Annotated in this window: 15 protein-coding genes; 3 read left to right on the top strand and 12 right to left on the bottom strand. The window is 61.1% G+C overall.

Annotated features, from left to right (window positions below; genetic code table 11):
* Positions 1-61 precede the first annotated feature (61 nt).
* Both CO655_RS15785 and CO655_RS15780 read right to left on the bottom strand, forming a co-directional pair.
* Complete coding sequence (locus CO655_RS15785) at positions 62-1,330, bottom strand: patatin-like phospholipase family protein (protein WP_097665501.1); 1,269 nt, start codon at positions 1,328-1,330, stop codon at positions 62-64.
* Between the two features lie 86 nt (positions 1,331-1,416).
* Entirely contained in the window at positions 1,417-2,769 is a 1,353-nt protein-coding gene (locus CO655_RS15780; protein WP_097606991.1) for a hypothetical protein, read from the bottom strand.
* Positions 2,770-3,088: 319 nt separating this feature from the next.
* On the opposite strand from CO655_RS15780, the gene CO655_RS15775 reads away from it, so the two are divergent.
* Positions 3,089-3,559, top strand: coding sequence for an MEKHLA domain-containing protein (locus CO655_RS15775; protein ID WP_010033034.1), 471 nt, complete (start codon positions 3,089-3,091; stop codon positions 3,557-3,559).
* Positions 3,560-3,613: 54 nt separating this feature from the next.
* Here the strand turns inward: CO655_RS15775 and maiA are convergent, their stop codons facing one another.
* The 4 genes from maiA to hppD all read right to left on the bottom strand — a co-directional run bounded on the left by maiA (position 3,614) and on the right by hppD (position 7,821).
* Complete coding sequence (maiA, locus tag CO655_RS15770) at positions 3,614-4,246, bottom strand: maleylacetoacetate isomerase (RefSeq protein ID WP_097665405.1); 633 nt, start codon at positions 4,244-4,246, stop codon at positions 3,614-3,616.
* Entirely contained in the window at positions 4,243-5,268 is a 1,026-nt protein-coding gene (locus CO655_RS15765) for a fumarylacetoacetate hydrolase family protein (RefSeq protein ID WP_097665404.1), read from the bottom strand. The genes maiA and CO655_RS15765 overlap by 4 nt, the downstream gene beginning before the upstream one ends.
* 18 nt (positions 5,269-5,286) lie before the next feature.
* Complete coding sequence (gene hmgA, locus CO655_RS15760; protein WP_097665403.1) at positions 5,287-6,648, bottom strand: homogentisate 1,2-dioxygenase; 1,362 nt, start codon at positions 6,646-6,648, stop codon at positions 5,287-5,289.
* Between the two features lie 63 nt (positions 6,649-6,711).
* Entirely contained in the window at positions 6,712-7,821 is a 1,110-nt protein-coding gene (gene hppD, locus CO655_RS15755; protein WP_097665402.1) for a 4-hydroxyphenylpyruvate dioxygenase, read from the bottom strand.
* A gap of 128 nt (positions 7,822-7,949) precedes the next feature.
* Here hppD and CO655_RS15750 point away from each other — a divergent pair, with 128 nt between their 5' ends.
* A complete protein-coding gene (locus CO655_RS15750; RefSeq protein ID WP_010030249.1) occupies positions 7,950-8,450 on the top strand; it encodes an Lrp/AsnC family transcriptional regulator in 501 nt (166 codons plus the stop codon).
* 24 nt (positions 8,451-8,474) lie between these two features.
* On the opposite strand, the gene CO655_RS15745 is transcribed toward CO655_RS15750, so the two are convergent.
* Positions 8,475-8,936, bottom strand: a complete 462-nt coding sequence (locus CO655_RS15745; RefSeq protein WP_010030248.1) for an Lrp/AsnC family transcriptional regulator — start codon at positions 8,934-8,936, stop codon at positions 8,475-8,477.
* 122 nt (positions 8,937-9,058) lie between these two features.
* Between CO655_RS15745 and CO655_RS15740 the strand changes: the two genes are divergently transcribed.
* Positions 9,059-9,850: a phenylalanine 4-monooxygenase gene (locus CO655_RS15740; RefSeq protein WP_097606984.1), complete on the top strand. Its 792-nt coding sequence runs from the start codon at positions 9,059-9,061 to the stop codon at positions 9,848-9,850.
* 43 nt (positions 9,851-9,893) lie between these two features.
* On the opposite strand, the gene CO655_RS15735 is transcribed toward CO655_RS15740, so the two are convergent.
* From CO655_RS15735 to CO655_RS33860, 5 genes are all read right to left on the bottom strand, one after another.
* Entirely contained in the window at positions 9,894-10,886 is a 993-nt protein-coding gene (locus tag CO655_RS15735) for a L,D-transpeptidase (RefSeq protein ID WP_097665401.1), read from the bottom strand.
* Between the two features lie 97 nt (positions 10,887-10,983).
* On the bottom strand, positions 10,984-11,859 hold the full coding sequence (locus CO655_RS15730) for a hypothetical protein (RefSeq protein ID WP_097665400.1): 876 nt from the start codon (positions 11,857-11,859) through the stop codon (positions 10,984-10,986).
* Positions 11,860-11,960: 101 nt separating this feature from the next.
* Positions 11,961-12,275, bottom strand: a complete 315-nt coding sequence (locus tag CO655_RS15725; RefSeq protein WP_097606981.1) for a hypothetical protein — start codon at positions 12,273-12,275, stop codon at positions 11,961-11,963.
* A gap of 114 nt (positions 12,276-12,389) precedes the next feature.
* On the bottom strand, positions 12,390-12,971 hold the full coding sequence (locus CO655_RS15720; protein WP_097665398.1) for a BA14K family protein: 582 nt from the start codon (positions 12,969-12,971) through the stop codon (positions 12,390-12,392).
* Positions 12,968-13,132: a hypothetical protein gene (locus CO655_RS33860; protein WP_176539261.1), complete on the bottom strand. Its 165-nt coding sequence runs from the start codon at positions 13,130-13,132 to the stop codon at positions 12,968-12,970. Before CO655_RS33860 ends, CO655_RS15720 begins: the two co-directional genes overlap by 4 nt.
* Positions 13,133-13,156: the final 24 nt, after the last annotated feature.

Genomic DNA, 13,156 nt, shown 5'->3' with positions numbered 1-13,156 from the left:
GCTGCCACGCCCGGCTTTCTCGTTCACGGTGACCCTTTAGCCGTTGGTCGCGGCCCGGAAGTCACAAAGGCAGGACGTCGAACAGCCGTTTGCTTACCCTCGCCGCCCAAGATGGCTTCACGCTCCCTGCCGCCAGTGGCGACCCAAACGATGGAGCCAGCGGCGAAGGGTAAAACCGGTTGAGCATCGCGTCGCAGACATAGTGCCCCCAATTCGCCAAGCGCTCCGTCTCCCTCGCGCCGAGGAAATGAAGATAGGTGCCGACGTCGGCGGGAACGATCGACGACGGTGGCAGCGTGTAGGATGCGTATGGTTTGAGTTTCGCGTCCTTGCTGTCGATCGACCAATAGACGCCACGCGTTCTCGCGCGCAGGGCCGATTTTGTGAGGTCGTCGAGGCCAAGTATGTCGGCCTGTTTGGCCGCCTTGAAGCCGCCGATCAGGTCTCGCCGCCGCAACGACCTCACCTGATTGTCCGCCGTGTCGAGCACCCGCTTGAGTTGGCTGAAGTAGTTCCAATATCCACGGGTAGAGGACCGCCAAGGCGCGCCGGCGTCGCTGACGAGCAGGCAGTCGCACCGTTTCAGCGCCGGCTCGATGCCGTGATTGTCGTAAACACCGCCGTCGCTCAAGATTGCCCGGCCTGGAGCAACGGCTTCGCCGACCGTGTCGTCGAGTTTTTCCCTCTTCCAGGAAAACTGCGACAGATCCAATCGCAGCGGGGACAACACCGGCGGGAATGCCGCCGAAGCGGTTACCGCGGTTGCGAGCGACAATGCCGGATGAAACGACACGCCGATCCGGTAATCCGCGATATAGCGGTTGGACATGCGGAAGAGCGAACCGGTGCTGAGATTGCTGGCGCAGAAGACGAACCAGGGCGATCCCGGCAGGTCTTTCAGGCTTGGCGACTTTCCGTCGAACAGATGTCGCTCATAGAGTTTGGCGGCTTCCTCCGCCCCGCTCGAGAAGGGATTGAACACGCCTTTCAGGAAGCTCGGAACATCGGCGAATATCTGGCTGAAAGCCAGGATGCGGTCGACATATTCCGTCTTGAAATTGACGGCGACCTCATTCTGAAAGATCAGCCGCGGCCATACATAGGCGAGCAGGCCTGAGGCGATCGATCCGCCTGAGACCGAGGAGATCATATCGAGCTTCGCCAGAAGACCGGCCTCGTTCAGCCTTGCAAGCGATCCCGCATGGAAAAGCATGGCCCGATAGCCACCGCCCGAAAGGCAGAGGCCGAGTTGATAGCGCTCCGCCGGCTTCTCGGGTTCGTCAGATCCAGACAAGGCGCTGTTTTCCTCGGGATGCTCGTCTTCTGACACGCTCGGCCTCATTCAGGAATGTGAGTTTCCCAACATTTCTTCCTCCGGGCAACCACCGGTCGCTCGTCCGCGGACCTGCGCGCTACTTACTTGCCATACCTGCGGGAGTTGGCATCGCATTTGTGCCACGCCCAGTCCATTCCGGCTTCGCCTTCATGGCCGTAACACCAGTCGACGCGATTGAGCAGCGGACCGAGCGCGTCGCGCCGTTTGCAGGCGCGCTCCGTCGCGATGCCGTAACGATCGGTGCTGCCGCGGCAGATGTCGTCCAGTCCTATCCATTGATCTATCAACCGATCCGGCGCCTTGGCTTCCTTGTCCGTGGCGAGCACCTTTCCGGTCTCGGACTCGATCTGCAGAGAGGCCGTGTTCCACACGAAAGAGAATTCCGCCATTCCCGAGGACGTCTTACCCGTGCTCTTGTTTCGGGCAAACCACTCGACTATTCCGGACATCTCGCATTTTCCGGCACAACTGGCAGTCACGGAGCCCGGTTTGACGCTGTAGACGCGCTGCGGCCAGCGTTGGGCGAAGGTCGCCTTGTCCTTTAGCACGACGTCTTTGTCGACCAAGGTTCCGAAGAAGGAGACCTCGTCGGCATAGATGCCCTTCATGAAATCAAGCGCCGAGGCGTTGTCTTTCGACCATTCGTCATTGTATCGGTTGACGAAATCAACCGCTTCCGTGGTCAGGTCGCCGGGTTCGGAGGTCAGGTCGCCGGGTTCGGATGAGGCCACCTCCTCGGAAGCGCTTGGGTCCGATGGCGTGACGGCGGGTGTTGCGCTCACCTCAGGTGCCGGGTCCTGAGGTGGCGGCGCGCTTTCCTGTGGCGAGGGCATGTCCTCAGGCGTGTTGATGTTCCAGTTCCGCATTTCCGCAGCAGTGAGATACCTGATGTCGGTGCTGTCGATCGACAGGCTGAGCTGCAGCAGATTGGGGCTTACCCCCATGTCGGTAAGATATCCGATGATGTCGCCGGTCAGCGATTGAACGGACGAGACTGCCAATTTGTTGTCCATGGGGTCGTCGTCGGATAGGGAAACACGATGCACGCCGATGGAGCCCGGCTCGGCAAACCTTTCGACGCCACCGACGAAGGCGAAGGCGCAGGCCGATGCACATTCCATGGCTCTGATCTGGAGCGTTCTTGCATTCAGCGCGCGGATGGCGCGGCCAAAGCTGATCGCGGCGACCACGTTTCCGCCGGGCGAGTCAAAGCTGATGTAGTCCGCTTGGAACTGCTTGTATTCGTCGACAAGCCTCGTCGGATCGTCGGAGAATTCAAACACGCCCTTTATCACCAGGCCACGCTCTCCCGGCGCGCCTTCCAGACGTTGGTAGGAAATTGCCGCATGCCCCTCTCCGGCCATGGCGACGAACGCCAGCAGCATCGCTGTCAACGAGACGGATTTGCGCATTCTTCCCCAGCCCTCACGCACCTGTATTTCTCCTGTCGTCACTTGCAGCCGGATGATGAAATCAACTGCCCCCGTGAATCCCGGCCGTCCGCGCCCAGCCGACGCCGATTACGGTCTGGAGAACAATCGCTTCGCAGAGAATGTTGATAACTACCCCGGCAGCTTAAGATCAATGCATAACGGGCGATCTTCTGGCAAGCGTCACAATCAGAAGTATTGAGACAAGGTAAATGGTGGTGCTGGCCGGGAAGGATCGCGGTTCACAAGGGGCATCATAGACGTGTGCAATGAATATCGGCTATGTCGCCTGCACCGAAGCATTTGACCAACGAGGCAGTTCGTGACTTCTCCCTATGACAATCACGCCCTCGACCTGACGAGCGACGCCGATTTCTTCTCTCTGCTCACCGGAAGCTACAACCGCATCGTCGGCCGTTACCTTGTCCAGGACGGACAGGGGCCGGACTGGCTTTACAACGACGCTCCTTTCGTCGTCCTCGCCCACAATACCGAGCCCGATCCGCGCTTCATCTACGCGAACCGCACCGCGCAGACCTGCTTCGAATATAGTTGGGATGAATTCATCACGCTGCCGTCGCGGCTTTCGGCCGGGCAGCCGGATCGCGCGGAGCGTCAGCGGCTGCTGGATAGCGTGACCCGCGATGGTTTTGTCGAGGATGGCCGCGGCCTCCGGATCGCGAAATCGGGACGGCGTTTCTGGATCGAGAAGGTGACCGTCTGGCAGCTTATCGACGAAACCGGGACGTGGCTGGGCCAGGCTGCGATCTTCCCTTCGTGGCGGGACGCGTAGGCTCGCCAGCCAGCCGCCTGGCCTCAGGCCGATGCGTTGTACCCACCGGTGACGTCACGACTTCACGCGATCGGGATGCGCTGCCTGGAAGGCCGGCAGTTCGGCGCACATGGCGTCGATCGCGACGATGCGCTTGAAATCCGTGAGATCGACGCCCCAGCGGCGGGCGTTGTAGACTTGAGGCACAAGGCAAAGGTCTGCCACTGTCGGCGCATCGCCGAAGCTGAAGGTTCCGCCGGCTTCGCCGATCATCGCTTCCAGTTTGCGCAGCCCGTCGGCGATGAAATGCTTCATCCATGCCTCGCGTGCATCCGCCTTCTCGGTCAGGGTCATGACATGCGACACGACGTGCATGTTGCAGATCGGATGGATGTCCATGGCAATTGCATAGGCAAGCGCGCGCACATGCTGGCGATCGGCACTGTCTGCCGGCAGCAATCCGCATTCCGGCCCAAGCTCGGCCAGATATTCGACGATCGCCAGTGACTGCGTCAGGGGCCTTCCATCGATCACCAGGGTCGGCACCAGGCCCTGCGGATTGAGCGCGAGATAGTCCGGCGTCCGATGCGCGCCCTCCAACAGATTGACCGGCACCGTCCTGTAGTCGATCTCCAGCAGGTTGAGCGCGATGCGGACGCGATAGCTCGCCGATGATCGCCAGTAGTCGTAAAGAACGACCTCGCTCATTCCGCCCTCGCTCCGCCATAGCGTTCGACGGTCTGCTCGATCGCCCCGAAGATCGAATGGCCGGCACGATCCTTCATCTCGATGCGGACCTGGTCGCCGAACTGCATGAAGGGGGTCTTCGGCGAGCCGCTTTCGATCGTCTCGATCATCCGGATTTCGGCGATGCAGGAATAGCCGTCGCCGCCATCTTCGACCGGCCTGCCCGGGCCGCCGTCCCGCTTGTTGGACACCGTTCCCGAGCCGATGATCGTCCCGGCCGCGAGACTGCGGGTCTTGGCGGCATGGGCGATCAGCTGACCGAAATCGAAGGTCATGTCGATGCCGGCATTGGCCTTGCCGAAAGGCTTGCCGTTCAGGCTGACGAGCAGAGGCAGATGCAGTCTGCCGCCATCCCAGGCGTCGCCAAGCTCGTCCGGCGTCACCGCGACCGGCGAAAATGCCGAGGCCGGCTTGGACTGGAAGAAACCGAACCCCTTGGCGAGTTCTTCGGGGATCAGACCGCGCAGCGACACGTCGTTGACGAGCATCACCAGGCGGATGGCGTCGCGCGCCGCCTGCGAGTCCGATCCCATGGCGACGTCGCCGGTGATGACGGCGACCTCGCCCTCCATATCGATGCCATAGGCATCGTCGGCCGCGACGATCGGATCGCGCGGCGCGAGGAAGACATCCGAGCCGCCCTGGTACATCAGCGGGTCGGTCCAGAAGCTTGCCGGCATCTCGGCGCCGCGGGCCTTGCGCACCAGTTCGACATGGTTGACGTAAGCGGAACCATCGGCCCATTGATAGGCCCGCGGTAGAGGTGACGTAGCGTCATGCTCGTGAAAGCGGAGCGTCGGCTGGGCGCCGGTCTCGATGCCTTCGGCAATCAGTCGGAGTCTCGGCGCCACATGGTCCCAGTCGTCGAGGGCTGCCTGCAGCGTGCGGGCGATGTGGCCGACTTCCGAGCAGCGGGTCAGGTCGCGGGACACGACGACGAGGCGGCCGTCCCTGGTGGAGTCCTTCAAGGTCGCAAGTTTCATGTGCCAATTCCGATGCTATCACTTGATACCGGGGGTTCCGTCGAACTTGCGTTCCAACCCGTCCCAGCACTCGAGGTAATCGTCCTGCAGCGTTTCCAGCTCGGCGGCGTATTTCGTCAGTTGCTGCGGGTATCGGGTCTCGAACATGAAGGCCATGGTGTGATCGAGCTTCACCGGCTTGAGCTCGACATTGGCCGCCTTTTCGAAGGCGAGCGCATCCGGCCCATGCGGCAGCATCATGTTGTGCAGGCTCATGCCGCCCGGCACGAAACCCTCTTCCTTGGCGTCATACTGTCCATGGATCAGACCCATGAATTCGCTCATGATGTTGCGGTGATACCAGGGTGGGCGGAATGTATGCTCGGCCACCAGCCAGCGCGGCGGAAAGATCACGAAGTCGACATTGGCGGTGCCGGCATCCTCGGTCGGCGCGGTCAGCACCGAAAAGATCGACGGATCGGGATGATCGAAGAGGATGGCGCCGACCGGAGAAAATGTCCTGAGATCGTATTTGAACGGGGCATAATTGCCGTGCCAGGCCACCACATCGAGCGGCGAATGGCCGATCTCCGTGACATAGAATTTGCCGCACCACTTCACATGAACGCGGCAAGGCTTTTCCTTGTCCTCGTAGGCGGCGACAGGCGTCTTGAAATCGCGCGGGTTTGCCAGGCAGTTGGCGCCGATTGGGCCACGCTCCGGCAGCGTGAATTTGGCGCCGTAGTTCTCGCATATATAACCACGCCAGGCCGGCTGCTCACCTGATGTGAGGATCTTGAACATCATGCCGCGGGGGATGAGGCATATTTCGGCGGGCTCGACATCCATGATGCCCATTTCGGTGAACACCCTGAGGGCGCCGAGCTGCGGCACGATCAGCAGTTCGCCATCGGCGTTGAAGAAATAGTCATCGACCATGTCCTCGTTGAAGACATAGGCGTGGGCTGACATGCCCACCTGGGTCGTGGCGTCGCCGGCCGTCGTGATCGTGCGCACACCTTCGAGAAAATTCAGCCTTTCCTCGGGCGCAGGGATAGGGTCCCAGCGAAGCTGTCCGAGAGGCCGCGAATGCTCGTCGAGGCAAGGCGCGGTCTTCCAGAGCGGATAGGAGGCGATCGAGAAGCGGCGCGTGTGGCGCACGCTCGGGCGAATGCGATAAAGCCAGGTCCTTTCGTTCGTCCCGCGCGGCGCGGTAAACGGCGAGCCGGAAAGCTGCTCGGCATAAAGACCGTAATTGCATTTCTGCGGGCTGTTCTGGCCCTGCGGCAAAGCGCCGGGAAGCGACTCGGTTTCGAAGTCGTTGCCGAAGCCCGGCATATATTTCACCTTGTCTGCCGCCGCAGCTTCACCGCCGGAAGCCTGGATCGATGTCTGGTCCATTGCTCAACTCCTCCCTCAATCCTCCAGCGCCGCGCCTCTTTCGGAGGCGCGGCGCTGGAGAGTTTACTCCGCCGCAGTGCCGATGACACCACGCTTGATCTGATCGGCCTCGATCGACTCGAAAAGAGCGCGGAAATTGCCTTCGCCGAAGCCCTCATCGCCCTTGCGCTGGATGAATTCGAAGAAGATCGGGCCGATGACGGTTTTCGAGAAGATCTGCAGCAGGATTTTCGTCATGCCGCCATTCACCACGCCTTCGCCGTCGATGAGGATGCCGTGTTTCTTCATGCGCTCGATGGGTTCGCTGTGGCCGTTCACACGTTCATGAGACATGTCGTAATAGGTCTCCGGCGGACCCGGCATGAAGCGCAGCCCGTTGTCGGCAAGCCGGTCGGTGGCCCCATAAATATCCTCGGTGCCGACGGCGATGTGCTGGATGCCCTCGCCCCGGTACTTCTTCAGATATTCCTCGATCTGGCTGGTGTCGTCTTTCGATTCATTCAGCGGAATGCGGATCTTGCCGCAGGGCGAGGTGATGGCGCGGCTGACCAGACCGGTAATGCGGCCGTCAATATCGAAGAAGTGGATCTGCTTGAAGTTGAACAGCTCGCGGTAGAAATCCCACCACTTGTCCATATTGCCGCGGAAGACGTTGTGGGTGAGATGGTCGAGGTAGTAGAAGCCGATCCCTTCAGGGCGCGGGTTACGCTCACCCAACCAATCGAATTCGGCATCGTAGGCTGATCCCTTGGCGCCATAGGTCTCGACGAAATAAAGCAGCGAGCCGCCGATACCTTCAATCGCCGGGACGTCCAGCATCTTGTCATCGCCTTCATAGGGAACGGCGCCTTTCGACACCGCATGGTCGAAGGCGTGTTTGGCGTCGACGACACGCCAGGCCATCGATGCCGCGCAGGGACCGTGCTTTTCGACGAAGCGGGCGGCATGACTGCCGGGTTCGGCATTGACGACATAGTTGATGTCGCCCTGGCGCCATACGGTGATGTCTTTCGTCTTGTGTCTGGCGACCGCAGCGTAGCCCATGCGTGTGAAGAGCTCGCTGAGCTTCTCCGGCTCGGGATGCGCGAACTCGACGAATTCGAAGCCGTCGGTGCCGGCCGGGTTGTCGGCGGTGATTTCCGACGGCGGTGCATCATGCGGGAAAGGACCCATTTTCTCCTCCTGACGATTGGAGTTTGACTGTGCAAAGTGTGGCCCAAAACGCGCGCAAAGTTCTTGCATTCTTTATGCGTGCAGAAGATATTATGCACGGTTCGTGAGTATTTTGGAGATTTTGCGCAATGGATGAACAGCTGGACAAATTGGATCTGCGCCTGCTCCAGGAACTGCAAAAGGATGGCAGGCTGACGAATAACGAACTCGGTGATCGCATCGCCCTTTCACCCTCGCAATGCTCGCGCCGCCGCACGCGACTGGAAGCCGAGGGCTATATCCGCAGCTACCGAGCCTATCTCGATCGGGAGAAGCTGGGGCTGGACATGCTGGTGGTCATTTCGGTGACGCTTGCCACCCACAACAGGGATAATGCCCGGCGGTTTTCCCAGCTGATCAACGGGCTGCCGGAGGTTCTCGAAGCCTATGCGCTGACCGGTGAAATGGACTACCACCTGAAGGTCGCGACCCGCGGGCTCGCCGACCTCTCCAAATTCGTCAACGACGTTCTCCTGCCGCACGAATCGGTGCAGCACGTGAAAACCTCGATCGTGCTCGACACGCTGAAGACATTCGAGGGTTTTCCGGTACGCATGCCGGGCAGTTGGCACGGCGACGGCACACGTTGAATGCCGGTCCGCAGAGGACAGGCGTCAGAGCGGCAGTTCGGTCGAAAATTTCAGCTCGCGCAGCACGAAGCTCGAGACCACGGTGCGCACATGCGGGTTGCGCATGAGGTAACGCGTCATGAAGGCTTCGTAGCTTTCCACGTCGCTGGCCCGGATCTTCAACATATAGTCGAAGGCGCCCGACAAGGCGTAGCACTCCATGATCTCCGGCCGTTCCAGCACCACCGAAGCGAAGGACGCGACCGCCTCTTCGTGGTGATCCTCCAGCGTCACATGGGCGATGACGCAGAGTTTGAGGTCGAGTTTGCCGGGATCGAGCAGCGTCACGCGCTTGCGGATAACGCCATCGGCTTCCAGTTCCTGGATCTTCCGCCAGGCGGAGCTCTGCGACATGCCGGCCTTCTCCGCCAGGTCCGCCAGCGACAGGCTGCCATCGGCCTGGATGAGCTTCAGTAGCTTGCGGCGAAAGTTCCCGGTTTCTTTCATTTTCACTCTCTTGATCGAGAATATTTTTCATCACTATGGCGATACGCGGCACAAAAGAAAAGAAAATCCGCCCGGCACGGAGCATAATCGCAGAAATAGCGCCATTCCGGGAGGATCAGCCGATGACCAAAGAAAGCAGCTATACCGCCAAACTGCCCGGCCCGGACGGCCTCTACGACTACAGCCCCGAAGAAGATGCGATCTGGGGCGAACTCTACCGGCGCCAGATGAAGATATTGGCCGACACGGCCTGCCAGGAATATCTGGATGGCGTCAAACTGCTGGGCTTGAAGCCGGAGAAAGTGCCTCAGCTTCTCGATGTGAACAGACGCCTCAACGAGACCACCGGCTTCGGCGTCGAAGGCGTGCCGGCGCTCATTCCGCCCTCGCGCTTTTACGAACTTCTGTCGCAAGGCAAATTCCCGCTCGCCACCTTCCTGCGCCGCCGCGAACATATCGACTATATCGAGGAACCGGACCTGTTTCATGAAGTCTTCGGCCACTGCCCGCTGCTGACCAATCAGAGTTATGCCAATTTCGTCCGGCATTTCGGCGAAACGGCCATGCGCCTCGGCAAAGGCTATTCATGGCACCTGTTCCGGATTTTCTGGTTCACGGTCGAATTCGGCCTGATCAATACGCCGCAAGGCCGCCGCTGCTTCGGCGCCGGCATCGTCTCATCGCCGAGTGAGGCGAAGGCGGCAACGGAAGGCACGGCCTGCGAATTCCGGCCGTTCGATTTGTTGAGCGTTCTCAGGACGCCCTACCGCATCGATATCCTGCAGCCGATCTATTACGTCATAGACAGCTTCGCCGATCTGGAAGCGATCGTGGAGCAGGATATCGGCGGCACGATCCTCAAGGCGAAATCGCTGGGTGATTTTGCCCCGGCTTTCGAAGCCAAGGCATCGTAATCGCTGACACGGCGGAGCCCAGTGGATTGCAGGCCGGCGCGCCTCACTTCGGAGCGGCCGGGCTGCGATTGACGAAATCGACCAGGACGCCCGGCTTGACCATACCGGCCAGCTCTTCGGCGTCCCAGTTCGTCAGCCGCACGCAACCATGCGAGCCGACCTTGTCGATGAGCTTGGGCTCCGGCGTCCCATGGATTCCATAGGTCGGCTCGGTCAGATCGATCCAGACGCTGCCGACCGGCCCGTTCGGCCCCTTCGGGATCGTCAGGACCTTGTCGTTCTTTCCCTGCTTGAAGTTGCGCTTCGGGTCATATCGGTAGACCGGCATTCTCGCGACGCCCTTGACCTTGTGCTTTCCCGAGGGCGACGGATTGTCTTTGCTGCCGATCGTCGCGGGATAGACGGCCAGCAAAGATCCGTCCTCGGCATAGGCCAGCACCTGGCCTATCTTCTTGTCGGCCTCGATCTTCTTGACCTTGCCCTCCCTTGCGGGGCCGGGGTCGACGACCCACACCGTGTCTCCAGCTGCAAACTGCGAAGCCGGGTTGAGCGCGTTTAACAGATCGAGACCCATATGAAAGCGTTCGGACAACTTCTCCGCAACGCTGGTATAGCCGAGGCTCTGCATTTTTGCCTTCTCGCCGTAATCCTCAGGGATCGTCTCGACGAGACCCGTGGCGTCCTCGGGCGAGACGACGTAGCTTCGGACGATGGCGGCATTGTCTTCCAGGCGGGAAACGACCTCAGGATCTGGCCTGCCGTCGACAGGAAGCTTGTTCATGGCCTCGAAGCCGGCCACGGCCTTATTAACGTTCTCCCCGGACAGGCCGTCGATCACGCCGGGAGATGAACCCGCCCGGTCGAGCAGGACCTGAAGACGGACGATCGCCGGGTCCGGATCTGCGGGCGACGGCTTTGCCGTCTCGATGTCGGCAATCGCGGCGGCATTGATCGCTTCGGGTCGGAGATCCCGCGCGGCGGCGCCGCCAACGGAGATGGCCAGCGCGAGCAGCGACATCGGCAGGGTTGTTTTCATGGACGACAAATGGCCGACGTGGGAATTTGTTCCCACGCGGACTGCGCACGCCCCGGACTGCCTCTGCGGCCGGTCCGGCCCCTTGCGACAGCTGCGGTCACGGCGTCTTCGCGCGCTTCCTGGCCTCGCGTGATCTTGCCGCGCGGCGGGCGGGCCTCAGCTCTTCGATCGTCGGCAGCCACCATCTGGCACCTTGGAGGGGCGGTGTTTTTGCCGGCCACGTACGGACAAGTTCTTCGAATGTCGGCGCCCGCCAATATCCCCAGAGGTCATCCTCGTTGACGCCGGGATAAAAGTCCACAACGGGGTCGGGATCGACCAGTTCGCCGGTGATATCAGTAAACACGACGATCCCATAGGAGGTGGCCACCGGACGTCCTATCGGCGGCAAGTCGCTGGCGGGAAGCGGGTAACGATGGCGCTTTCGCTCAGTCGAGCGAAGCCTGCTGCGCAGATCCTGTTCGCTCCCCTTGCGCTCCTCGGCGCGCCGTCGTCTCTCCTCCGGCTCGTTTCTGCGGGCGGCCGCTTCGATATGAGGCCATCGGCGTCTGAGATCCTCATAGGACCGGAAGGGGACGTGCCATAGACGAAGGTCGCCGTCCCACCGCGAGAACGGCACTTCGCGCAATTCGTCGACGACGGTCTTCGAATAGGGTGTGCGGATTCGAAAACCTGCCTTGCCAAGTTCAAGATATGGACTGTCGATCGGATCGAAGGCGAAGGCATCGCGCCCCTTCGCATCCGCATGCGCGTCGGCCTCGGCCCCCAGCTCGGCCAGCCATCGTCCGATGCGGCGGGATGCCGTGCTGCCGGGAACGAACCAGGCCTTGCGATCATCGCTCCAGCGGGCGCGGGGGAAGCGTCTTCGGAATTGCTCGACAGTCATCCTGTCGTAGGGAAAGGAAACATCCGCGCCGGGCTTTCGATCGTCTTCGCCGGAGGGCGCCGCGTCGGGAGATTTTGTTTCGGTCATGCGAGGAGAACGCTTGCGCACCGGGATCGGTTTCCAGCGCAGTGGGCCGCCGTACAGGTCATATTGAAAGGGTTACAGCCCCGTCATTGCCAGGGCCGAAGCTAGTGAACCGTCCTCGACGGCTTTTCCGGGCGGGAAATGTTATGCAGCGTCGCCATGAGCTTTTCGAACTCGTTCAGAACCCGATTGAACTCGGCGTCCTGCATGGTGACGATTTCCGATATCGTCGAGGAGACCGATGCAATAAGCTTGTCGATCCAGACACAGCGATCGGCCGGCACGTTTCCGAGAACCTCCTGACGCAGCGTCTTCAGCTCACGAAGGATGCGCATGATAAGGGCTCCCCGCTCCGCCCTGCTCAGGAACGGAAGCCTTGTCTGCGCCTGGTGGATTTCTGCTATCAGCGTCGTCGCCATCCCCACTCTCCGCCCTCAAATACAACCGGATATCACAACCGGTACGATTACAACACGGACTTTAGTCTGGCCTGCCCGCTTGGCGCGATTTCGTACGCCTCGCCCCGGCCATGGTTAGTTGCTGGTCGCGACCAGATCCGACATGTCGCAGCTTCGCCGCGGTCCGTCCCAGGGTTGATAGCTATTGTCTTCCGACCGGTATGATCGATAGCGAGCGGCGCATCGGGCAGCTGCCTGCGCATTCACTTTCGTACCGCCGCCTTCATCGCTTTCGGCGATATTCTGCCGAAACGGCGAAGAGCATTCGCGGGTCTCGCCGCGATAGGATCGGTAGCTATTGGTCGCCGGATCGAAGGAGCGGTAGCGCTGCTCACACCAGGCGAGATGCTGGAGGGACAATTCTGGCTGCGGCGTCTGCAGCTTGCTCGCGGGGCGAGCGGGCTGCGCCGTTGACCTTGATGCCACGGTCGCCGGCGCTTCGGTGACATAGCTGGAATACAGCGGGGCAATTCGTTCATAGCGCTGTTGCCGAGGATCGATTTTCACCGGGCTCGCCGTCCATAGATCGCCCGCGGCCAATTCCGGGACCGCGTGCGGTTCGGAATCCGCCACGACGTGCGAGGCAACCGATGCCGCGGCCATACAGGCGCCAACCGAACTGACGATGCCGAAGGCGACGGATGCAACGGCGTTCATTGGCTCGCCTCCTGCTGTTGTGCCTGGGGAACCCAAACGCGCGGCCCGGCACTGCTGTGGCCGCCGGTGGCGACAAGGGCGGCGAGAATGCCGGCGATTGCGAGCAGGATGGCGATCAGCGGCACGGCCAGGCCAGCGGATTTTTCTTCGGAATAGATCATGGTCCTTCTCCCTGGTCCCGGCGG

The organism is Rhizobium sp. M1 (assembly GCF_002531805.1).
Taxonomy (GTDB): Bacteria; Pseudomonadota; Alphaproteobacteria; order Rhizobiales; family Rhizobiaceae; genus Rhizobium; species Rhizobium etli_C.
Note: the sequence above shows the minus strand (reverse complement) of the source record. Positions and strands in the feature narration are given on the sequence as shown.